This window comes from Thioclava sp., from assembly GCF_048263065.1.
Taxonomy (GTDB): domain Bacteria; phylum Pseudomonadota; class Alphaproteobacteria; order Rhodobacterales; family Rhodobacteraceae; genus Thioclava.
In genome coordinates, this window is sequence record NZ_JBLXEM010000006.1 from 157,120 (window position 1) to 176,702 (window position 19,583).

Here is a 19,583-nt window from a genome sequence, read left to right on the forward strand (position 1 = left end):
GTGCCCAATGACCGAGCAACGCGACGCTGGCTTTTTCACCGAAAGCCTCGCCACCCGTGACCCCGAGCTTTACGCCTCGATCACCGACGAGCTGGGTCGCCAGCGCGACGAGATCGAGCTGATCGCCTCTGAAAACATCGTCTCCGCGGCGGTGATGGAGGCTCAGGGCTCGGTGATGACCAACAAATATGCCGAGGGCTATCCGGGGCGTCGCTATTACGGCGGCTGCCAATATGTCGACGTGGCCGAAAATCTGGCGATTGATCGCGCCAAGGCACTGTTTGGCTGTGAGTTCGCCAACGTGCAGCCCAACTCGGGGTCTCAGGCCAACCAAGGCGTGTTTCAGGCGCTGATCCAGCCCGGCGACACGATTTTGGGCATGAGCCTTGATGCGGGCGGTCACCTGACCCACGGCGCCAAGCCCAACCAGTCGGGCAAATGGTTCAACGCGGTGCAATATGGCGTGCGCAAGCAAGACAGCCTGCTTGATTACGAACAGGTGCGCGAATTGGCGCTGGAGCATAAACCCAAGCTGATCGTCGCTGGTGGGTCCGCCATTCCGCGCCAGATCGACTTTGCCAAGTTCCGCGAGATTGCGGATGAGGTGGGCGCTTATCTGATGGTGGATATGGCGCATTTCGCGGGTCTCGTGGCGGGCGGGCAGCACCCCTCGCCCTTCCCCTATGCCGATGTTGCGACGACCACGACGCATAAAACCCTGCGCGGCCCGCGTGGCGGCATGATCCTGACCAATGACGAGACGATCGCCAAGAAAGTAAACTCGGCGATCTTCCCCGGCATTCAGGGTGGCCCGCTGATGCATGTGATCGCGGCCAAGGCTGTGGCGTTTGGCGAGGCACAGCGCCCCGAGTTCAAAGTCTATGCCGAGCAGGTTGTGAAGAACGCCCAAGCCTTGGCAGATGAGCTGATGAAAGGTGGCCTTGATATCGTCACCGGCGGCACCGATACGCATGTGATGCTGGTCGATCTGCGCCCCAAAGGCGTGAAGGGCAACGCGACCGAAAAGGCACTTGGACGCGCCCATATCACCTGCAACAAGAACGGCATCCCGTTTGATCCCGAAAAACCGATGGTGACGTCTGGCGTGCGTTTGGGCACCCCGGCAGGCACCACGCGCGGCTTCGCCGAAGACGACTTCCGCGAGATCGCGCGGCTTATCGTCGAAGTGGTCGATGGACTGGCCGCCAATGGCGAAGAGGGCAATGCCGATGTCGAAGCCGCGGTGCGGGCCAAGGTCGCCAAGCTCTGCGCGCGCTTTCCGATCTATCCCAATCTGTGATCCGAGTTTGATCGCGCTGGAAAGGCTCCCGATTTCGGGGGGCTTTTTCATCTTACCAGCCCGTCAGCCACATCGCGCCAAAAATCATCACACCAACCACGATCACGATAAAGGCGACCGAGCTACCAAAGGTCAGGGCAGCCGCGCGAAAGCGTTCGCCCGCCCCCAATGGCTCGAGATAGTGGGTGCAGGTCGCATAGGCGGCCTGGATGGCGCGCGCATCAAGCTGGCGCGCTTGTTTGGGTGAGTGCGCCAGACGGTCCGCCTTGGCCAGTTGCAGCGCGGCACGGCGGACCTTGCGCGGCAGCGCGCGGGCGCGATGGGCAACGCGTGCCTCAAGCCCCGCGCCCTTCGCGCCCAAGCGCTGCGCTAGCAGGCGCGACACCTGCTCCGTCATCTGCGTGATCTGCTCTGGCCCCATGCCCATCCCTCAAACTGCCCCTGCGCACGCTATCCATGCGCCGCGCACCACGCAAGTCGCCCCCCCTCGCAAGTTTTTCATCTTTGCGCACTGGTCGCCCCCGCCTCGGCGCCCTAACTGATAAGTATGTTAAATACGCTCATCCATGGCGCCAAGACCGATGCGCCCCCGCTTATAGTTGCGCCCGGCCTATTCGGATCAGCGCGCAACTGGACTGCAATCGCGAAACAACTCAGCGAGAAACGCCAAGTCATCGCGCTGGATATGCGCAATCATGGCGACAGTTTTTGGGATGATGATCACAGCTATCCGGCAATGGCAGATGATATAGCTGAGGTGATCAAGGCCCATGGCGGGCAGGCCGATGTGCTGGGTCATTCAATGGGCGGCAAAGCGGCGATGATGCTTGCGCTCAACCACCCCGATCTGGTGCGCCGCCTGATCGTGGCCGATATGGCGCCCAAATCCTACAAGCATGGTGACAGCCACGGCGCGCTGATTGAGGCGATGCAGGCGCTACCCCTTGAGGAGATCGAAACGCGCTCACAGGCGGATCGTTTGTTGAGTGTGCAAATCCAAGATCCCGGCACGCGGGCGTTCTTGCTGCAATCGCTGAGCCTGCGCGATGGGCCCGTGCATTGGAAATTCAACCTTCAGGCCCTGAAAGACAATCTGGATACGATCCTTGACTGGCCTGACATGCCGCTCGGCTGCTCCTACGACGGCCCCGCCCTGTTCTTGTCAGGTGCGAATTCGCATTACGTTGAGCCGGACGATCATGACCTGATCCGCGCGCTGTTTCCCCAAGCGGAGTTTGTGGAGATCAAAAACGCGGGCCACTGGCTCCATGCCGAGCGCCCGCGCGAAGTTGAGGCAGAGGTGGAGCGGTTTCTCAGCTAGGCCTCCAAAGGCGCGCTCAGTCCACCGGCCTCGTCATCCGGCGCAAAAGGTTATCTTTCGGGTCTTATTGGTGAAATCACGCTGCAACACCACAAGCCCCAAGCCAATTACCTGCACCGAATTCAGATCAGAATGTAGCTTTGCCACCCAACTGATATTGAAGAAAAACGCGACCCCACCCGTCACGGTCGGCAAGATAAGGACGAGAAATACCACCACCCAGTGAACCGGCGTTGCACCAGAGTCCATCAGTTCTGGATTATCACGCGGCGGCTCGGGCGCGCCGCGCGTTATGCGCAAAATCAGCGCCCACGCGGCCAGCACAAGGATTGTGACACCGACGCCGATATAGGAATAGGTCAGCAAACCGGGTGTCACCACGCTTCCGCGCACCACCTGGTGAATCGTGTGCTCCATCCCGGAACTGAGTAGCCATTGCAGGATAGATAACAAAACGATCAGCCGAACGAGGCCGATCTGCGTCTTGAAATAACCGAATACGTTGGACATAAAGACTTTTGCGAATGAAATAAAAGAAGCGCGGCGCACTAAGCGTTACACTGAACGTATAGCCGCCGCAGTCCCGTCTGTCACTTTCGCAAGCGAACGATCACATGTTCTCTTTGATTTGCTTGGCAACGAACCAAGCGATCGGCAGCGCCACAAGGAAGCCGACCACTGCCGAGGCAATCATGGCGCGCGACGTGAACATGTTCATCGTCAAGGCTGCGGTGATCAGGATTCCGGCCAGCGTGGGCCCAGCGAGCGAATAAATAATGGCGAACAGACGCATGTCGCTTCTCCGTTTACGATACATTTCTTAGCGGCGAAATGATCACGTTCACGGATTTGTTACCTTGATACGGGTCAAGTTTCGCACCCTTCGCATGCGGCAAGGGGCCGCATCAGCAATCCAGTTGAAATCGCTGTTCTCCGGTGTCGCCGGGCAGCGAGGGCGATTTGTTCCATCCCTCTGCAGGCCCCGCCACCTTGCACCCCGAGGCCAACTCGGCCGCGCGCACCATCAAGGGCGGCACGCGGTTACGGTCTTTGCGCGACAGATAACCGAGCCGGATTACCTCGGCCTTGTCAGCCTTGACGAAGACGGCGAAATCGATGCCGTCCAGCATCATGTCATGGCGGATCGCGCCCATGAATTGCGGCGCGGGTGAGGCACCGCAGCCGATCAGGAAAAGGCAGACGAAAAGGGGGGATCGGGACATAGAAAGGCTCCGGGGAGGGACAACCCGGAGCCTTTCAGAGCTTGGTTAACATTGCGTTAACCTGCTAGGGCGGAAAGACGCGATCCAGAGCGAGGCGTGCGAAAAATCGCTCAACGAGACCTTCATCACACGCCTCTTCTTCTTGTGTTCATCCTGTAAACGTCGATTAATACGGATGGTTCCGGGGAACCGTATTTTTTTTCGCACGTTCGGCTGTATAGCCTTCAAAGGAGAGCACTATGATGAGTTCGGTTAAACTGTCTGGCGTGATGCTGCTGGCGCTTTTGGGTCTTGCGGCCTGCAACACGGTGCAAGGCGCGGGTCAAGATCTGTCGGTTGCAGGCAACACCATTGCCAGCGAAGCACAGCAGGCGAAGTGACGCCTCAGAAGGCCCCGGATCGACCGGGGCCTTTTTGCCTCTGGACTTATTTCTTTTTGACGAATTCGGTCAGGATCACGATGCGCTGACCCTCGACCCGGCCCTCGATATGGCCCGCATTGTCAGCCACCAGTGAGATCCCCCGCACCGCCGTGCCGCGCTTGGCCGTAAAGCCCGCGCCTTTGACCGGCAAATCCTTGATCAGCACGACAGTATCGCCGCGCGCCAGCAACGCACCGTTGGAATCGCGATGCTCCAGCGTTGTTTCGACATTATCGACCCAAGCGCGCGTCTCGTCATCGAGATACATCTGATCGGCGAGATCATTCGCCCAAACTTCATCAATGCGCCCCAGCATCCGCGCCGCAAGCACCTGCACCGCGGGTTCCTCAGACCAGATCGCACCCGCCAAACCGCGCCAATGGGCCGGATCGGGCGTGCCCTCGATCTGCTCGACGCAGGTGGCACAAATCGCCGCCGTTGCGCCCTCGGCGCCTCCGGTGACGGGAAAATCTTGCAGCGGGGCATCAGCAGAGCAAAGCGGGCAGGTCATGGTGTGGTCCTTTGGAGTGGGTTTGGACCTGTCTTAACGGGTGGCGCGAGGGGGGTGCAATGGGGGGGCAATATCCAATGAACGAACAAACGCATTTGCTGCATCACTATTCGTCGGAATAAATGTCAGGCTTCGCTCTCCACACTTGCTCTAGGGGCACGTCAAAGGCTTCGACGACATTTTCCCGCAACCAGCCAACCAAAGCATCGAAATCACCCCAAGCAAGGCTAGCGAGGCGGTTCGATTCTTCAATCTCGTTGTAGTGTCGCTGAGGGACAGCTTCCGAAATTTTCGTGCGATACGGGATCACATGCTGAAGGGTAACCGAACCATAGCGCTCTGGCGTGGAATGCAGACTAAAATAGCAAACAAATGCAGACAGGCTTTGTTTGAAGGAATCCAAAAGGGTTTGCGCAGAACTGTTATGGAAAAAGAATGCGCCAGTCTCCATTTCATGGAGGAGCATACCCGCCTCACTGAGATATCGCGGTTCAATTCCTGCCCCCAAATCCTGATCATGCAGGATATGCCGAAGTTGAAACCTATGATATGCGGCGAGTTCTCTCGTTCGAGCAATATCATTGCCTGTAGAGGGCACAGCTCGAACAAACTCCTCGCTCGTTTTGAACTCTGTGAACCCCCAAACTGCCAGCGCAGTCAAAAACGTGAAAAGCGGCTCAGGCTCAAGTGAAAACCCTGTCGAACGCGGCCAAAGCAGCCACGCCAATGCGCCCATCGCAGAAAGCGCGAATCCTATCCGCGCAATTGTTTGTTTAGGAAAACTCATTTGTCTCAATCAAGTATACACGCTGTGGGCTTAAGACTGTCACCTAATCGGGACAACGACAATAACGCCCAGCCCTCGGCATAGCCTCGGGCGTTCGACACTCAATTCTTTCCACTGGAAAGAATTGACCCCGCCGTTAGCGGGGTCGTGTCTCACTCATCCATCTTCAACGCAGCAATAAACGCTGACTGGGGAATCTCTACTTTCCCGAACTGGCGCATCTTTTTCTTACCCGCTTTCTGCTTTTCCAGCAGCTTCTTCTTGCGGGTGGCGTCGCCGCCATAGCACTTCGCGGTCACGTCCTTTCGCATCGCTGACAGCGTTTCGCGCGCGATCACGCGGCCTCCGATGGCGGCTTGAATCGGGATTTTGAACATGTGGCGCGGGATCAGGTCCTTAAGCTTTTCGACCATCGCGCGGCCTCGGGCGTCGGCGCGGTCGCGGTGCACCATGATCGAGAGCGCATCGACCGGCTCATCGTTCACGAGGATCGACATTTTCACGAGGAAATCCTCGCGGTAGCCGGTGATCTGGTAGTCAAAGCTGGCATAGCCCTTTGTGACCGATTTCAGACGGTCGTAGAAATCAAACACCACCTCGGCGAGCGGTAGGTCATAGACCACCATCGCGCGCGAACCGGCATAGGTCAGGTCCATCTGGATGCCGCGCCGGTCTTGGCACAGTTTCAGCACATCGCCCAAGTATTCGTCGGGCACGAGGATCGTCGCCTTGATGCGCGGCTCTTCGATATGATCGACAAGCGTCAGGTCGGGCATGTCGGCGGGGTTGTGCAGATCGATGACCTCGCCGTCGCGCATATGCAGTTTGAACACAACGCTGGGCGCGGTGGTAATCAGATCAAGATCATATTCGCGCTCAAGGCGGTCGCGGATCACCTCTAGGTGCAACAGCCCCAGAAAGCCGCAGCGAAAGCCGAAACCCAGCGCCGCCGAGGTTTCCATTTCCGAACTAAAGCTCGCATCGTTGAGTTGCAGCTTTTCGATGGCGTCGCGTAGCGCCTCAAAGTCATTGGCATCGACCGGGAAGAGGCCGCAGAACACCACCGGAATCGAGGGCTTAAAGCCCGGCAACGCCGTGGTGCAGGGTTTCTTTTCATGCGTGATCGTGTCGCCGACCTTAGTATCGCGCACCTGCTTGATCGAGGCGGTGAACACGCCGATCTCGCCCGGCCCGAGTTCGGCAATCTCGACCATCTGCGGTTTCAGCACGGCCAGACGGTCCAGCTTATAGGCCGCGCCCGTCTTCATCATCTTGATCTGGTCGCCCTTTTTGACGACACCGTCCATGACGCGGATCAGCACGACAACGCCGAGATAGCTGTCATACCAGCTATCGACCAGCATCGCCTTGAGCGGCGCATCGCGGTCCCCTTTGGGCGCAGGCAAACGAGTGACAATGGCCTCAAGCACATCGGGAATCCCAAGCCCCGTCTTGGCCGAAATCATCACCGAGTTCGACGCGTCGATCCCGATCACGTCCTCGATTTGCTCCATCACCCGCTCGGGTTCGGCGGCGGGCAGGTCGATCTTGTTCAGCACCGGCACGATTTCGTGGTCGGCATCAATCGCCTGATAGACATTGGCGAGCGTCTGCGCCTCGACCCCTTGGGAGGCATCCACGACCAGCAAAGACCCCTCGACCGCCTGCATCGAGCGGCTAACCTCATAGGCAAAGTCGACATGGCCGGGGGTGTCGATCAGGTTGAGCACATAGGTGTGCCCGTCCTTGGCCGGGTAATCGATGCGCACCGAGTTGGCTTTGATGGTGATGCCGCGCTCGCGCTCGATATCCATCGCGTCGAGCATTTGCGCCTTCATATCGCGTTCGGCCACCGTCCCGGTCAGCTGGATCAGCCGGTCCGCGAGGGTGGATTTACCGTGGTCGATATGGGCCACGATGGAGAAGTTTCTGATGCGTTCAATATCGGTCATGGCGCGCGTATATCGTGGAAATTGGGGGTCGGGAAGAGGGATTGCGCGCCCGTTCCAGCAAAGCCTACCAGCCCGACGCACATGCAGCCCTTGACCTTTGCTCATGTCGCGCGCAGGCAAGGTCAGGACAAGGAGAGCTGTGATGATCTATTCCGTTCCCAACATGACCTGCGGCCATTGCAAAGCCGCCATCGAGGCCGCCATTGAAGAGGTCGGCGGGCGCGCCGATGTCTATCTTGAAGATTGCGAGGTCGAGGTGTCCGGCCTCCCCCCCGCCACCGTTCTCAGCGCACTCAAGGCCGCAGGGTATGAGGCAACGCCGACAGAGTAGCTCTGCCGCGTGCCCTGAGTTCGGCATTTCTCAAACCACATCTTGGGGCGCGAAAGGGGACACCCCCGACAGATTGAACACGAGTTCCTTCACATCGATAAGATGGGCCTATTTTTGCCACCCGCATTGCCTAAACCTAGATTTGCCGCTATAAATTAAGCAATTAATAAGCAGATCAGGCGAAAATCAGCCGGTCGCATAAATGAGGGCAGTGCAAATGACTATCAAAAAAATGAAGCTCGCACTCTGTGCATTCGGTGCCACCATCGGGTTTGCCTCGATGGTTTCGGCTGGGCCAATCGACAGCGCTTGCATGAAAGCAGGGCGCAGCAATAGTGCCGCGACCTGCGGCTGCATCCAGCAAGTGGCAGACATGACGCTGAGCAATCGTGACCAGCGCCGCGCCGCTGGCTTCTTCCATGATCCCGACCGCGCGCAAGTCGTGCGCATGTCCGACAGCAAATCGGACAATGACTTCTGGGCGCGCTACAAGAACTTCGCCTCGACCGCCGAAGGCTATTGCAGCCAGTAATCCGCCGGGCAGTTCACTTTGCCTGATCGGCCAGCAGGTCTGCCACCAACGCATCGGCACCCGCCTCGATCAGGTCGAGCGATGCTTCGAAATCGCGCCTAAAATAGGGGTCGGGCACGTCTTGCGGGCCTGCCGGCCCCTCTAGAAACATCTGCACCTGTGCTTGCATGTCACGCGGCGCTTGATCAAGCACATCGCGCAGATTGTTCTCATACATCGCCAGAATCAGATCAAAGCCCGCATAATCTCGCGGGTCAATCTGGCGTGCGCGCAGCGTGCTGAGGTCATAGCCGCGCGCCTGCGCCGCCTCGATCATCGGGTCGTAGGGCGGTGCGCCGATATGCCAATCGCCCGTCCCCGCGCTATCAAAGGTGACATCCAGCCCAGCGGCTTGCGCCTTGGCACGGGTGATCGCCTCTGCGGCGGGAGAGCGGCAGATGTTGCCAAGACAGAGAAACAGGATACGCATAGGGGCACAGTTAGCAGAAGGGACGGGCATGGCCAAGATCGTCATTTTGACAGGCGCCGGGATTTCAGCCGAAAGCGGGATTCGCACCTTTCGGGCCTCAGATGGGCTGTGGGAGGAACACCGAATCGACGATGTCGCGACGCCCGAAGGGTTTTCGCGCGATCCCGCCTTGGTACATGAATTCTACAACGCCCGCCGCGCCGCCGCGCGTGTCGCCCAGCCCAACGCCGCCCACCTTGCCTTGGCCGAGTTAGAAGCCGATGCGCGCTACGACGTACTAATCGTCACGCAAAATGTCGATGACCTGCACGAGCGCGCCGGATCGCAAAACGTAATTCACATGCACGGCTCGCTATTTGGAGCGCTATGCCATGCCTGCGGGCATCGCTGGCCCGCCCCCGAGGTGATGACTGCAACCGATTCTTGCCCTGCCTGCAGACGCACTGCAACGCGCCCCGATATCGTCTGGTTTGGAGAGATGCCCTATCAGATGGAGCGAATCGTTGCCGCACTCGAAGACGCGGATTTGTTCGTCTCGATTGGCACCTCGGGCAACGTCTATCCGGCTGCCGGGTTCGTGCAAGGCGCGACTGAGGCCGGGGTCGAGACGCTAGAACTGAACCTAGAGCCATCAACGGGTACTCAGCTTTTCGACACGTCCCATCACGGGCCAGCCACGCAGATTGTGCCCCAGTGGGTGCGCGAACGACTGGCGCGCGCGTAAGCAGCGCATTTGCTATGGCAGAAATGGCAGCAGATTATTTCGACGAATTCGCAGAATAGACAGGCAAAAACCGCGCTGACCCGCTTGACGCGGGGCGCCATTCCTCGTATCTCCCGCCAACAGAATTCTGGGCGCTGCCTAACGCGGCGCCTTTCTATGTTGGGGCCGAGGCGCGATTCGCATCTTAGGCCAGGTAAGAAACGAAGGAAAAATGCCATGTCGCGCGTTTGCGAACTGACCGGCAAGGGCCCCATCACGGGCAACAAAGTGAGCCACGCGAAGAACAGATCGCGTCGTCGCTTCCTGCCGAACCTGAATGATGTCACCTTGATCTCGGATGCTCTGGGTCAAAGCTTCAAACTGCGCGTTTCGGCTGCTGGCCTGCGCTCGGTTGACCACCGTGGTGGCCTTGATACCTATCTCGCCAAGGCGAAGGACATTGAACTGTCCGACAAGGCGCTGAAAATCAAGAAAGCGATTGCCAAGGCACAGGCCACCGCCTGAGTTTTGCCAAACGACGAATTTGTAGAAACCTCGTGCCTCTGGCGCGGGGTTTTTGCATGTCGCGGCTGTGGTGAGTGACTTTTCATCGCACGCCGCGCTCGCTAGGGTGCCAGCAACGCACAGAACACCTATCCCCCCAAAAGGAGACCACATGTTTCGCCAAACCCTGATGGCCGCCGCACTAACCGCGCTGGCTTTGCCCGCTTTTGCCGATCAGATCGAGATCACCGATCCCTATGTCCGCGTCTCGACCCCGATGTCGAAATCGGGCGCAGCGTTTATGGAAATCAAGAACGTTACCGATCTCGACGACCGTCTGGTCTCTGCCAGTTCCGATGTGGCCGCGCGTGTCGAACTGCACACCCACAAGGATCTGGGGGATGGCAAGATGCAGATGCTTGAGGTCAAAGAGGGCTTCGTGATTCCCGCTCATGGCGAGCATGACCTGAAACGCGGCGGCGATCATGTGATGTTCATGGGCCTGAACCACGGGCTCAATCAGGGCGATCTAGTGCGTGTGACGCTGCACTTTGAGAGGGCTGGCAATATGACAATCGAGATTCCGGTCGATCTTAAGCGCGATCAGGGCATGGAAATGGACGACGACCCGGTGACCCACGGCACGATTGAGCACGGCACGATGACCCATGGCGAGATAACCCATGGCGAGCCCAAGATGAACAAAACCGAAAGCGATATGTAAGCGGAGGGTTTAGTGACGCAACAGATCAAGCATTTTCGCTGCGGCGGCTGACGGGGCACTTTCCCCGGCCGCCACGGTCGCACCCAACGCTTCCATCTGTGCACGGATAGTCGGATCATCGCGCAACCGCGCCAACAGCCCCTCGCGCACCTCGGCCTCAAACCAATGGCGCGCTTGTTCGGCGCGGCGGCGTTCCAAATAACCGTTTTCACGCCGCCAATCGGCGAGCGTGGTCATCTCTTCCCACGCCTTCGCCAAGCCCTCATCTTCCAACGCTGAGACCGGCAATGCCTTGGGAAATCCTGGCGGGTCTTGCGGTCGTTTGCGCAGCAGATGCAGCGCGCCAGAATAGTCCGACACGGTGCGCATCGCCGCGGGCTTAAGATCGCCATCTGCCTTGTTCACCAAGATCAGATCGGCCATCTCCATGATGCCGCGCTTGACCCCTTGCAGCTCGTCTCCGCCCGCCGGAGCCATCAGCAAAACGAACAGATCGACCATTTCGGCAACCAGCGTTTCCGACTGACCCACGCCCACCGTTTCGATCAGAACCACGTCGAAGTTGGCTGCTTCGCATAGCGACACTGCCTCGCGCGTGCGCCGTGCCACGCCGCCCAGATGCGTTTGCGAGGGCGAGGGGCGGATGAAAGCGTTGGGATCGCGCGACAGCCGCTCCATCCGGGTTTTATCCCCCAGAATCGAGCCGCCCGAGCGCGACGAACTGGGATCAACCGCCAGCACCGCCACCTTGAGACCCTGCCCCGTCAGCATCAGGCCGAACGCCTCGATAAAGGTGGATTTGCCCACACCCGGCGTGCCCGACAGCCCGATCCGCAACGCCTGACGCCCCGATTGCGCCAGCACCTCTAACAACTCACCCGCCTGCGCGCGGTGATCTGCACGCCCCGATTCCACCAGCGTAATCGCGCGCGCCAAGGCGCGGCGGTCGCCGTCAAAAATTCGTGGGGCAAGGTCGGCGGGTGTTCGATTAGTCATCGGCGGGCTTTCGCTGATTTTCGAGATCGTGTCAGGTTTGATACGAAAGGTGAAGGCTTTGCGGTTACTTGCCCGCTCTGCGCAGGCTATGTCCAGTCTCAAAGACGATTTGCCCCATGAGGAGCATCATGATTTCCGCCCTAATTCGCGCCCGCCGCGCGGCTGTTTTGCCGTTGCTTTCAGCTCTCGCGTTTATTCAACCTACCCTGCCCGTCCGCGCAGATCAAAGCGATCAGATCGTGTTCGACGTTGTCCTCAAGGGATTGCGCGCGGGCGAATTGGTGATCAACGGCAAAATTGTGGGCAACTCCTATGGGGCCAATGGTGTATTACAAACCGCAGGGCTTGTCGGCTTTCTACGCAAGATTCGCTATGACGCAACCGTCTCGGGCAGCTATCGCAACGGGCAGTTTACTCCGATGCGGTTCTCCGAGAAATCCGACACGCCGCGCGGAAAATCCACCCATGAAATCGTGTATAAAAACGGCACACCTGTTGCTGTTAGCCAGAACCCTCCGCGCAAGCCCCGCGACACAGATGTGGATGCCGCGAAACAAGGCGGCACGATTGACCCGCTGACCGCGCTTTATGCCGTGCTGCGCAATGTTAACCGCGACGAGGCCTGCAAGCTGGACGTGAAGATGTATGACGGATCAAAGCGCTCGCAGGTGCGACTGTTTGATGCCCGCCCTGAAGGGGATGGCGTGGTGTGTTCGGGCGAGTATCGCCGTCTTGCCGGATTTTCTGCCAAGGACTTGGCCGAGAAAAGCCGCTTTCCCTTTACCCTGCACTACGCCCCGACCGCCAATGGTCGTCTTGAGGTGAATGAGATCGAAACCGACACGATCTATGGCAAAGGCCGTTTGAAACGGCAATAAAGGGGCGTGAGCCCAACCGACGCCCCTCTTCCGATTGACGCGGTGCTGCCCGATCTGCGGGCGGCCATATCTGCACATGGCCGCGCGGTTCTGATGGCGCCGCCGGGTGCGGGGAAAACCACGCGGGTGCCGCTGACGCTGCTTGAGCAGATCAGCGGTCGCATCGTGATGCTGGAACCGCGCCGCTTGGCCGCGCGTGCTGCCGCAGAACGCATGGCGCAAAGCCTTGGCGAGAGCGTGGGTCAGCGCGTGGGCTATCGCATCAGGGGCGAAACCAAAACCTCGAACGCCACGCGAATCGAGGTGGTGACCGAAGGCATCCTGACCCGCATGTTGCAATCTGATCCCGAACTGGCGGGCGTGGGATGCGTAATTTTCGACGAGTTTCACGAACGCTCGCTAAATGCTGATCTTGGCCTTGCGCTCATTTGGGAGGCGCGCGCCGCGTTGCGCCCCGATCTGGCGCTAGTCGTGATGTCGGCCACTTTGGACGCAGACCCCGTGGCCGCCCTGCTAGATGATGCCCCGATCATCACCTCGCAAGGGCGCGCCTATCCGGTTGAAACCCGTTGGTTGGCCCGCCCGGTGGATCGCACGATGCGCTTTGAGGGCGCGATGGCAGGGCTGATCGAGCAGGCCGCTGGGGAAACCAACGGTTCGCTGCTGGCGTTTCTGCCCGGCGAGGGCGAGATTCGTCGCGTCGAAAGGCTGCTGAAAGGGCGTCTGCCTGCCGATATCGCAATTCGTCCACTGTTTGGCGCGATGGAATTTGCCGCCCAGCGCGCAGCGATTGCGCCTTGCGCTTCGGGGCGCAAACTGGTGCTGGCGACCTCAATTGCGGAAACCTCACTGACCATCGAGGATATCCGCGTGGTGATCGACGGCGGACGCTCGCGCCGGGCGCGGTTCGATGCGGCCTCGGGAATGGCGCGGCTTGTCACCGAACCCGTCAGCCGCGCCGAGGCCGAGCAGCGGCGGGGTCGCGCTGGGCGCGTGTCCGAGGGAATTTGCTATCGCCTCTGGACCAAAGGGGCCGAGGGTGCGCTGCCCGCTTTTGCGCCGGCCGAGATTGAGGTCGCCGATCTGACGGGCCTTGCGCTGGAACTTGCACTTTGGGGCAGCGACGGCAGCGATCTGGCCTTTCTGACGCCGCCCCCCGCGCCTGCACTGGCCGAGGCGCGCGCCCTGCTGGCCGATCTGGGCGCGCTAAGCGGCACGCAGATCACCGCGCACGGGCGCAAACTGACCCGCCTGCCGCTGCATCCGCGCTTGGGTCATATGCTGTTAACGGCGGGCGCGCAGGCGGCACCGCTGGCCGCGCTGCTGGCCGAACGTGACCCCTTGCGCGGCGCGCCTGCTGATTTGTTGCTGCGCCTCGCCGCGATCCGCACCCCCGGCCCCGAGGCCCATCGCGCTACGATTGAGCGCATCCGAACCGAGGCCAAACGGTTGGCCCGCCTCGTCGAAAACAGCCCCGACTCGCTTCCGCCCGAGGCCCAAGCTGCGCTCGCCTATCCTGACCGCATCGGGTTGCGCCGCAAGGGCGATGCGCCGCGTTATGTGTTGTCGGGCGGCAAGGGGGCCGTGGTGGCCGAGGGCGATCCACTGGGTGCGCAACGCTTGATCGTAGCGACCGATCTGGACGGCGATCCGCGTGAGGCGCGCGTGCGTCAGGGCACGTCGATCTCCGAGGCACAGATCCGCGCGCTGTTTGGCGATCAGATCGACTGGCACGATGTGTGCGAATGGTCCAAGCGTGAGGGCCGTGTGGTAGCGCGCAAGCAGGAACGCTTTGGCGCGCTGGTGCTGGATGACCGGATTTGGAAAGACGCCCCGCGTGAGGCGATTGCACTAGGCGCGCTGGACGGGTTGCGCCAGATCGGGCTGCCGATGACGCCTGCCGCCCAGCGCTTGCAAGCGCGCGTCGAGTTGCTGCGCGGCCAAGGCGCGGAATTGCCAGATTTCACCGACGCGGCTCTTCTGGCGCGCGCCGAAGACTGGCTGCTACCCTACCTGAAGGGCAAGCGCACGGAATCAGACTTGCGCAAGCTCGACGTGACCGAGGCCCTGCGCGCAAGCCTTGATTGGGAGCAAATGCAACTGATCGACCGCCTCGCGCCCGGGCATTTCGAAACGCCCTTGGGGCGGCGCGTGCCGATTGATTATGCAGGCGACGCGCCCGGCATCGAGATCCGCCTGCAAGAGATGTTTGGCGTCACCACCCACCCCACGGTTGGGCCGAAATGCCTGCCGCTGCGTGTCACGCTGCTATCACCGGGGCAGAAACCGATTCAGGTCACGATGGATTTGCCGGGGTTTTGGGATGGGTCCTATAGCGATGTGCGCAAGGATATGCGCGGGCGCTATCCAAGACATCCGTGGCCCGAGGACCCGCGTGAGGCCGACCCAACGCTGCGCGCGAAACCGCGCGGCACTTAGACCCCTGCCATCACTCGCGGATAGTCGATTTTCGGGCAGCGGTTCATCACCACGCGAATCCCCTTGGCGCGCGCCTGTTCGGCAGCGCCCTCATGCACCACGCCCAACTGCATCCAAATTGTGCGCAGGCCGGGCAAATGCGCCAAAGCGTCGTCTACAACCTCGGGCACGGTCTCAGATCGGCGAAAGATGTCGACCATATCCACGCCCAAATCATCGGGAATCGCGCCCAAATCGGCATACACCGTCTCGCCCAGCAGTGTTTGCCCCGCTAGCCCCGGATTGACCGGCACAATGCGATAGCCCTTGGTTTGCAAATACTGCGCAACCTCATGCGAGGGACGTTCAGGTTTGTTCGAAATCCCCACCACGGCAATCACGCGGGTTTCGCTGAGGATATCACGCAGATCAGCATCGGTCATCAAAGCCTCCAAGTCAGAAAAAAGCGCCCGAACCATCACTGGTCGGGGCGCTGAAGTGGCGGAACGAGGGACAGTGAACTTGAAGCACGAAGGTTCCGAGATCGCGCTTCCGTTTAATAACATGGGTATCAATTTGCACCGTTAAAGGGGCGCACCTGTCCGCTCGCATTTTTGTGATCACATCCGGCTTGCCGCGGCATACAGCGATACCGCCGCCGCGTTGGACACGTTAAGCGAGCCAAATTCGCCCGCAAACGGGATTCGCACCAGCCGATCGCAGGTCTCTTGTGTCTTCTCACGCATGCCCGGCCCTTCGGCCCCCAGCACTAACGCAATCGGATCAGCGCCCGCCTCGGCCAGCCCGTCGGCGAGCGTCATCTTGGCCTCACCTGCAAGTCCCAGCAGCCGGAAGCCCATGCCGCGCAACTCCTCCATCGCATCCGACAGGTTCTTGACGCGCATATAGGGCTGACGTTCCAACGCGCCGCTTGCGGTTTTCGCCAAGGCCCCGGTTTCAGGTGCAGAGTGGCGATGCGGCGCGATCACCGCCGCCGCGCCAAACACCTCGGCAGAGCGCAACACAGCACCCACATTATGGGGGTCGGTGACGCGATCCAACACCACAACAAGACGCGCATGCGAGCACGCATCGCGCAGCTTACCCCAATCCAGCGGTTTGACCTCTAGCGCGACCCCTTGGTGCACGGAATCAGTCGCGATTGGCACATGATTGCCGAATTTGCGCACATCGACGATCTCGGGTTCCATGCCCGATACCGCAATCGCCTCGGCCAACTTGTCGGCGGCATTCTTGCCACAGACCAGCCGCAGCCGTTCGCGCATCGGGTTTTGCAACGCATCGCGCACCGCATGCAGCCCGAAAAGCCACACCGTTTCCGAGGCCGACGCGCGCCGCGCACGTTCTTTATCGATCACCCAAGTCGGTTTTTTCATCGCAGCTCTCCTTTGGCCCCGCAATGGCGTCTCAACGCCCGCTTGGCAAGCCCGGCGCGCCTAGCACGCATGCGACGGGCTAATATTTCGTCAAACTCTCTCTTGACGCCCCCTGCCCCCTTTTGTATCTCCCGCCCCAGCGTCGGGTGACGTGCTGCAAGGTGCGGCAGCGGACTGTAACTCCGCCGGGGCGACCCACGCCTGGTTCGATTCCAGGGTCACCCACCATTTCCCCCTTTGGAATTGGTGATTATTGTATCAAGATGGCGTCGCGTGCAAAGCGGGCCTCTTCGCTGCTGCCATCGTCGTAAATCAGCTTCACCTGTACCTCTGTGACCGATCCTGCCGGCTGCGTGACATACACGTCATCGCCCGACAATGCGTTGGGCTGCGCGCTACCCTCGTGGCAGGGCTCCATCTTGAACGCGATGCTGGGGGCGGCGCCGTTCAATCCATAGCGGATTTCGCGCAAGCCGCAGCGCCATGCCAAGAGATGCGTAAAGTAAATCAGGTCTTTTCCGCCATAGTCGCGGATCGCCACCCAAGAGCCGCGCGTCATATCCAAGATCGGGCGAACCTCTCCAGCGGTGGTAAAGTTCTGTGCGCCCACTGGGGTTGCGCAAGAAATCATCAGTATCGCCAATAGCTTGCGTATCATCCGCCCTCACCCACTTTCGCCCCCTAACATTCGCGCTATACTGCGCAAAATTCGAACCGGGGACAGGTCAAGTATGGCCGCGAAACGCGCTAAATCACAACCCTTCAACGTCTTCTGTATCGCACAGAACGGTCGGCTCGAATACGAGGCAATCCCCTTTGTCCTTAGCTTCTTTGCCGCCAATCCAGATTTCAAAGGTCGCCTGATCGTGGCCGAGCCTCAGCCCGGACCATTGTGGAAAGGCGAGACGCGGATCTCCGACCCGGTGCGCGCGATTCTGCAAGGCGCGGGGGCAGAAATCGTGCCGTTTGAAAGCAAGGTGTTCGGCCAGTCCTACCCCTATGGCAACAAGATTGAGGCGCTCGCCGCTCTGCCCACAGGCGAGCCGTTTGTGTTTTTCGACACGGACACGGTGTTCACCGCGCCGCTGTCGAACGTGGCGTTTGATTTCAACCACCCCTCAGCCTCGATGCAGCGCGAGGGCACATGGCCGATCCCGCCGCTTTACGGCCCCGGTTTCGCGGATATCTGGAAATCCCTATATGACAGGTTCGGCTTGAAGGGGTTCGACAAGACCCTTGATACCAGCCAGCCCGATGAATACTGGCGCCGCTACATGTATTTCAACGCGGGTTGGTTCTTCGGGCCGGATCCGGCGGAGTTTGGCAAGCGTTTCCTGACCTATGCGCGCGAAATCCGCGATGATCCGCCGGATGAGCTAGCCAGCCAAGTGTTTGACCCGTGGCTTGATCAGATCGCGCTGCCGCTGGTGATCCACTCTTTTGGCGGCGGGCGTCCGGGGCCGGAACTCGATGGGCTGGACGGCGATGTGTCCTGCCATTACCGCGCCTTACCGCTGATGTATGCGCGCGAAAGCGATGCGGTGATCGACACCATCGAGGCGCTGGTCGCCCCTAATCCGATCAAAAAGGTACTCAAGGTCTACGAGCCTGCGAAAAAGCTGATTTTTCAGGGTAAGGGGCGCAAGCTGCGTACGATGTTCGCCGCAGAGGGCCTGCCACGCACCGAAAAAATGCTGCGCAACCGGCTGCGGCGCGAAAAGCTGTGGATGCGCTAGGCCTCATCACAAAAACTGAATGTGTTTGAAGCCCCTCGAGCGTGGCGATAACGTCCCGCTAACGCATTCACCACGGAGACGACGATGTCCGATTACAAATTCGATACGCTGCAAATCCACGCTGGCGCTGCCCCCGACCCCGCAACTGGCGCTGTGCAAATTCCGATCTATCAGACCACGGGCTACGTTTTCAAAGACGCCGATCACGCCGCGCGTTTGTTCAATCTCGAAGAGGTCGGCTACATCTATTCGCGTCTGACCAATCCGACCGTGTCGAAACTCGCCGAGCGGGTGGCAGCACTTGAGGGCGGCGCGGGGGCGGTGTGTTGCTCATCCGGGCATGCAGCCCAGATCATGGCGCTGTTTCCGCTGATGGGGCCGGGGTTGAATATCGTCGCCTCGACCCGGCTTTACGGTGGCTCGATCACCCAATTCAGCCACACGATCAAACGGTTTGGCTGGTCGTGCACCTTCGTTGATTTCGATGATCTGGACGCTCTGGAAGCCGCCATCGACGACAACACCCGTGCGATTTTCTGCGAGTCGATCTCAAACCCCGGCGGTTATATCACCGACATTCCGGCCGTGGCGAAACTGGCCGATAAAGTGGGCCTGCCGCTGATCGTGGATAACACGCTCGCCACGCCCTACCTGTGCCGCCCCATTGATTTGGGCGCGACCTTGGTGGTGCATTCGCTGACCAAATATATGACCGGCAATGGCACGGTCACGGGTGGTTGCGTGATTGATAGCGGCAAGTTCGACTGGTCGGCGAGCGACAAATTCCCTTCGCTCAGCGCCCCCGAGCCCGCCTATCACGGGTTGAAATTCCACGAGGCGCTAGGGCCGATGGCCTTCACCTTCCATTCCATCGCAATCGGGCTGCGCGATCTGGGCATGACGATGAACCCGCAGGGCGCGCATTACACGCTGATGGGCATCGAAACCCTGAGCCTGCGGATGGAGAAACACGTCGCCAACGCCAAGGCCGTCGCGGAATGGCTGGAAAACGATCCCCGGATCGAGTTGGTAACCTATGCCGGTCTGCAAAGCTCGCCTTGGCATGAGCGGATGAAAACCGTCAGCCCGAAAGGCGCGGGCGGGTTGTTCACCGTGGCGGTAAAGGGAGGCTATGAGGCTTGCGTGAAGCTGGTGAACAACCTTCAGCTGTTCGCCAATGTCGCCAACCTTGGCGATACGCGCTCGCTGATCATCCACTCTGCCTCGACGACGCATCGCCAACTCAGCGAGGCGCAACAGATCGCCGCGGGCGCTGCGCCCAATGTGGTCCGACTGTCCATCGGGATCGAGGATGCCAGCGATCTGATCGCCGATCTTGATCAAGCACTCAGCGCCGCAACCGCCTGACCCCTGCCCCC

The 19,583-nt window shown here is 60.0% G+C and carries 24 protein-coding genes and 1 tRNA gene; 13 read left to right on the forward strand and 12 right to left on the reverse strand.

The window, feature by feature from the left end; all coding sequences use genetic code 11:
* Positions 1-7: 7 nt before the first annotated feature.
* Positions 8-1,300: a serine hydroxymethyltransferase gene (gene glyA / locus ACN0SD_RS10745; RefSeq protein ID WP_417808242.1), complete on the forward strand. Its 1,293-nt coding sequence runs from the start codon at positions 8-10 to the stop codon at positions 1,298-1,300.
* Between the two features lie 52 nt (positions 1,301-1,352).
* Here glyA and ACN0SD_RS10750 read toward each other — a convergent pair whose 3' ends face one another.
* Complete coding sequence (locus ACN0SD_RS10750) at positions 1,353-1,721, reverse strand: hypothetical protein (protein WP_417808243.1); 369 nt, start codon at positions 1,719-1,721, stop codon at positions 1,353-1,355.
* Between the two features lie 126 nt (positions 1,722-1,847).
* Here ACN0SD_RS10750 and ACN0SD_RS10755 point away from each other — a divergent pair, with 126 nt between their 5' ends.
* Positions 1,848-2,621: an alpha/beta fold hydrolase gene (locus ACN0SD_RS10755; protein WP_417808244.1), complete on the forward strand. Its 774-nt coding sequence runs from the start codon at positions 1,848-1,850 to the stop codon at positions 2,619-2,621.
* A 33-nt stretch (positions 2,622-2,654) separates the two neighbouring features.
* Here the strand turns inward: ACN0SD_RS10755 and ACN0SD_RS10760 are convergent, their stop codons facing one another.
* The 3 genes from ACN0SD_RS10760 to ACN0SD_RS10770 form a co-directional block, all read right to left on the reverse strand.
* Complete coding sequence (locus ACN0SD_RS10760; protein WP_417808245.1) at positions 2,655-3,131, reverse strand: hypothetical protein; 477 nt, start codon at positions 3,129-3,131, stop codon at positions 2,655-2,657.
* A gap of 100 nt (positions 3,132-3,231) precedes the next feature.
* Positions 3,232-3,414: a hypothetical protein gene (locus ACN0SD_RS10765; protein ID WP_417808246.1), complete on the reverse strand. Its 183-nt coding sequence runs from the start codon at positions 3,412-3,414 to the stop codon at positions 3,232-3,234.
* A 112-nt stretch (positions 3,415-3,526) separates the two neighbouring features.
* Entirely contained in the window at positions 3,527-3,844 is a 318-nt protein-coding gene (locus tag ACN0SD_RS10770) for a hypothetical protein (protein ID WP_417808247.1), read from the reverse strand.
* Between the two features lie 242 nt (positions 3,845-4,086).
* On the opposite strand from ACN0SD_RS10770, the gene ACN0SD_RS10775 reads away from it, so the two are divergent.
* Positions 4,087-4,224, forward strand: a complete 138-nt coding sequence (locus ACN0SD_RS10775) for an entericidin EcnAB (RefSeq protein WP_295532888.1) — start codon at positions 4,087-4,089, stop codon at positions 4,222-4,224.
* Positions 4,225-4,270: 46 nt separating this feature from the next.
* Here ACN0SD_RS10775 and ACN0SD_RS10780 read toward each other — a convergent pair whose 3' ends face one another.
* The 3 genes from ACN0SD_RS10780 to lepA form a co-directional block, all read right to left on the reverse strand.
* Positions 4,271-4,777: a PhnA domain-containing protein gene (locus tag ACN0SD_RS10780; RefSeq protein WP_417808248.1), complete on the reverse strand. Its 507-nt coding sequence runs from the start codon at positions 4,775-4,777 to the stop codon at positions 4,271-4,273.
* Between the two features lie 106 nt (positions 4,778-4,883).
* Positions 4,884-5,564 carry a hypothetical protein gene (locus ACN0SD_RS10785; protein WP_417808249.1) on the reverse strand — a complete coding sequence of 227 codons (681 nt, stop codon included), beginning with the start codon at positions 5,562-5,564 and terminating at the stop codon, positions 4,884-4,886.
* Between the two features lie 152 nt (positions 5,565-5,716).
* Positions 5,717-7,516, reverse strand: coding sequence for a translation elongation factor 4 (gene lepA / locus ACN0SD_RS10790; protein WP_417808250.1), 1,800 nt, complete (start codon positions 7,514-7,516; stop codon positions 5,717-5,719).
* Between the two features lie 142 nt (positions 7,517-7,658).
* On the opposite strand from lepA, the gene ACN0SD_RS10795 reads away from it, so the two are divergent.
* Both ACN0SD_RS10795 and ACN0SD_RS10800 read left to right on the forward strand, forming a co-directional pair.
* Positions 7,659-7,847, forward strand: a complete 189-nt coding sequence (locus tag ACN0SD_RS10795; RefSeq protein WP_417808251.1) for a heavy-metal-associated domain-containing protein — start codon at positions 7,659-7,661, stop codon at positions 7,845-7,847.
* Between the two features lie 217 nt (positions 7,848-8,064).
* Complete coding sequence (locus ACN0SD_RS10800) at positions 8,065-8,379, forward strand: hypothetical protein (RefSeq protein ID WP_417808252.1); 315 nt, start codon at positions 8,065-8,067, stop codon at positions 8,377-8,379.
* A 13-nt stretch (positions 8,380-8,392) separates the two neighbouring features.
* On the opposite strand, the gene ACN0SD_RS10805 is transcribed toward ACN0SD_RS10800, so the two are convergent.
* A complete protein-coding gene (locus ACN0SD_RS10805; protein ID WP_417808253.1) occupies positions 8,393-8,878 on the reverse strand; it encodes a low molecular weight protein-tyrosine-phosphatase in 486 nt (161 codons plus the stop codon).
* Here ACN0SD_RS10805 and ACN0SD_RS10810 point away from each other — a divergent pair.
* From ACN0SD_RS10810 to ACN0SD_RS10820, 3 genes are all read left to right on the forward strand, one after another.
* Positions 8,877-9,572, forward strand: a complete 696-nt coding sequence (locus ACN0SD_RS10810; RefSeq protein WP_417808254.1) for an NAD-dependent deacylase — start codon at positions 8,877-8,879, stop codon at positions 9,570-9,572. The two genes, ACN0SD_RS10805 and ACN0SD_RS10810, sit on opposite strands and share 2 nt — an antisense overlap.
* A 216-nt stretch (positions 9,573-9,788) precedes the next feature.
* Positions 9,789-10,076 carry a 50S ribosomal protein L28 gene (gene rpmB, locus ACN0SD_RS10815; RefSeq protein ID WP_038128638.1) on the forward strand — a complete coding sequence of 96 codons (288 nt, stop codon included), beginning with the start codon at positions 9,789-9,791 and terminating at the stop codon, positions 10,074-10,076.
* 151 nt (positions 10,077-10,227) lie between these two features.
* On the forward strand, positions 10,228-10,779 hold the full coding sequence (locus ACN0SD_RS10820; protein WP_417808255.1) for a copper chaperone PCu(A)C: 552 nt from the start codon (positions 10,228-10,230) through the stop codon (positions 10,777-10,779).
* A 9-nt stretch (positions 10,780-10,788) separates the two neighbouring features.
* Here ACN0SD_RS10820 and meaB read toward each other — a convergent pair whose 3' ends face one another.
* Positions 10,789-11,775 (reverse strand): methylmalonyl Co-A mutase-associated GTPase MeaB, encoded by a 987-nt coding sequence (meaB, locus tag ACN0SD_RS10825; RefSeq protein WP_417808256.1) that lies wholly within the window; start codon positions 11,773-11,775, stop codon positions 10,789-10,791.
* Between the two features lie 128 nt (positions 11,776-11,903).
* Between meaB and ACN0SD_RS10830 the strand changes: the two genes are divergently transcribed.
* Entirely contained in the window at positions 11,904-12,653 is a 750-nt protein-coding gene (locus ACN0SD_RS10830) for a DUF3108 domain-containing protein (protein WP_417808257.1), read from the forward strand.
* A 6-nt stretch (positions 12,654-12,659) separates the two neighbouring features.
* The gene (hrpB, locus tag ACN0SD_RS10835; protein WP_417808258.1) at positions 12,660-15,092 is read left to right on the forward strand and encodes an ATP-dependent helicase HrpB; all 2,433 of its coding nucleotides are present in this window, start codon (positions 12,660-12,662) and stop codon (positions 15,090-15,092) included.
* On the opposite strand, the gene ACN0SD_RS10840 is transcribed toward hrpB, so the two are convergent.
* Positions 15,089-15,514: a CoA-binding protein gene (locus tag ACN0SD_RS10840; protein ID WP_417808259.1), complete on the reverse strand. Its 426-nt coding sequence runs from the start codon at positions 15,512-15,514 to the stop codon at positions 15,089-15,091. The genes hrpB and ACN0SD_RS10840 overlap by 4 nt on opposite strands.
* Before the next feature lie 177 nt (positions 15,515-15,691).
* Entirely contained in the window at positions 15,692-16,468 is a 777-nt protein-coding gene (gene rlmB, locus ACN0SD_RS10845) for a 23S rRNA (guanosine(2251)-2'-O)-methyltransferase RlmB (RefSeq protein ID WP_417808260.1), read from the reverse strand.
* 144 nt (positions 16,469-16,612) lie between these two features.
* On the opposite strand from rlmB, the gene ACN0SD_RS10850 reads away from it, so the two are divergent.
* Positions 16,613-16,696: transfer RNA gene (locus tag ACN0SD_RS10850), tRNA-Tyr, on the forward strand.
* Between the two features lie 22 nt (positions 16,697-16,718).
* Here ACN0SD_RS10850 and ACN0SD_RS10855 read toward each other — a convergent pair.
* A complete protein-coding gene (locus ACN0SD_RS10855) occupies positions 16,719-17,126 on the reverse strand; it encodes a hypothetical protein (RefSeq protein ID WP_417808261.1) in 408 nt (135 codons plus the stop codon).
* Between the two features lie 73 nt (positions 17,127-17,199).
* Here ACN0SD_RS10855 and ACN0SD_RS10860 point away from each other — a divergent pair, with 73 nt between their 5' ends.
* Together ACN0SD_RS10860 and ACN0SD_RS10865 are read left to right on the forward strand one after the other, a co-directional pair.
* Entirely contained in the window at positions 17,200-18,204 is a 1,005-nt protein-coding gene (locus tag ACN0SD_RS10860; protein ID WP_417808262.1) for a hypothetical protein, read from the forward strand.
* Between the two features lie 84 nt (positions 18,205-18,288).
* On the forward strand, positions 18,289-19,572 hold the full coding sequence (locus ACN0SD_RS10865; protein ID WP_417808263.1) for an O-acetylhomoserine aminocarboxypropyltransferase/cysteine synthase family protein: 1,284 nt from the start codon (positions 18,289-18,291) through the stop codon (positions 19,570-19,572).
* The last annotated feature ends 11 nt before the right edge of the window (positions 19,573-19,583 follow it).

Bases quoted from the DNA above. Each gene is read 5' to 3' on its own strand.
- glyA (WP_417808242.1), top strand. From the start codon at position 8: ATGACCGAGCAACGCGACGCTGGCTTTTTCACCGAAAGCCTCGCCACC.
- ACN0SD_RS10750 (WP_417808243.1), bottom strand. From the start codon at position 1,721: ATGGGGCCAGAGCAGATCACGCAGATGACGGAGCAGGTGTCGCGCCTG.
- ACN0SD_RS10755 (WP_417808244.1), top strand. From the start codon at position 1,848: ATGTTAAATACGCTCATCCATGGCGCCAAGACCGATGCGCCCCCGCTT.
- ACN0SD_RS10760 (WP_417808245.1), bottom strand. From the start codon at position 3,131: ATGTCCAACGTATTCGGTTATTTCAAGACGCAGATCGGCCTCGTTCGG.
- ACN0SD_RS10765 (WP_417808246.1), bottom strand. From the start codon at position 3,414: ATGCGTCTGTTCGCCATTATTTATTCGCTCGCTGGGCCCACGCTGGCC.
- ACN0SD_RS10770 (WP_417808247.1), bottom strand. From the start codon at position 3,844: ATGTCCCGATCCCCCCTTTTCGTCTGCCTTTTCCTGATCGGCTGCGGT.
- ACN0SD_RS10775 (WP_295532888.1), top strand. From the start codon at position 4,087: ATGAGTTCGGTTAAACTGTCTGGCGTGATGCTGCTGGCGCTTTTGGGT.
- ACN0SD_RS10780 (WP_417808248.1), bottom strand. From the start codon at position 4,777: ATGACCTGCCCGCTTTGCTCTGCTGATGCCCCGCTGCAAGATTTTCCC.
- ACN0SD_RS10785 (WP_417808249.1), bottom strand. From the start codon at position 5,564: ATGAGTTTTCCTAAACAAACAATTGCGCGGATAGGATTCGCGCTTTCT.
- lepA (WP_417808250.1), bottom strand. From the start codon at position 7,516: ATGACCGATATTGAACGCATCAGAAACTTCTCCATCGTGGCCCATATC.
- ACN0SD_RS10795 (WP_417808251.1), top strand. From the start codon at position 7,659: ATGATCTATTCCGTTCCCAACATGACCTGCGGCCATTGCAAAGCCGCC.
- ACN0SD_RS10800 (WP_417808252.1), top strand. From the start codon at position 8,065: ATGACTATCAAAAAAATGAAGCTCGCACTCTGTGCATTCGGTGCCACC.
- ACN0SD_RS10810 (WP_417808254.1), top strand. From the start codon at position 8,877: ATGGCCAAGATCGTCATTTTGACAGGCGCCGGGATTTCAGCCGAAAGC.
- ACN0SD_RS10805 (WP_417808253.1), bottom strand. From the start codon at position 8,878: ATGCCCGTCCCTTCTGCTAACTGTGCCCCTATGCGTATCCTGTTTCTC.
- rpmB (WP_038128638.1), top strand. From the start codon at position 9,789: ATGTCGCGCGTTTGCGAACTGACCGGCAAGGGCCCCATCACGGGCAAC.
- ACN0SD_RS10820 (WP_417808255.1), top strand. From the start codon at position 10,228: ATGTTTCGCCAAACCCTGATGGCCGCCGCACTAACCGCGCTGGCTTTG.
- meaB (WP_417808256.1), bottom strand. From the start codon at position 11,775: ATGACTAATCGAACACCCGCCGACCTTGCCCCACGAATTTTTGACGGC.
- ACN0SD_RS10830 (WP_417808257.1), top strand. From the start codon at position 11,904: ATGATTTCCGCCCTAATTCGCGCCCGCCGCGCGGCTGTTTTGCCGTTG.
- ACN0SD_RS10840 (WP_417808259.1), bottom strand. From the start codon at position 15,514: ATGACCGATGCTGATCTGCGTGATATCCTCAGCGAAACCCGCGTGATT.
- rlmB (WP_417808260.1), bottom strand. From the start codon at position 16,468: ATGAAAAAACCGACTTGGGTGATCGATAAAGAACGTGCGCGGCGCGCG.
- ACN0SD_RS10855 (WP_417808261.1), bottom strand. From the start codon at position 17,126: ATGATACGCAAGCTATTGGCGATACTGATGATTTCTTGCGCAACCCCA.
- ACN0SD_RS10860 (WP_417808262.1), top strand. From the start codon at position 17,200: ATGGCCGCGAAACGCGCTAAATCACAACCCTTCAACGTCTTCTGTATC.
- ACN0SD_RS10865 (WP_417808263.1), top strand. From the start codon at position 18,289: ATGTCCGATTACAAATTCGATACGCTGCAAATCCACGCTGGCGCTGCC.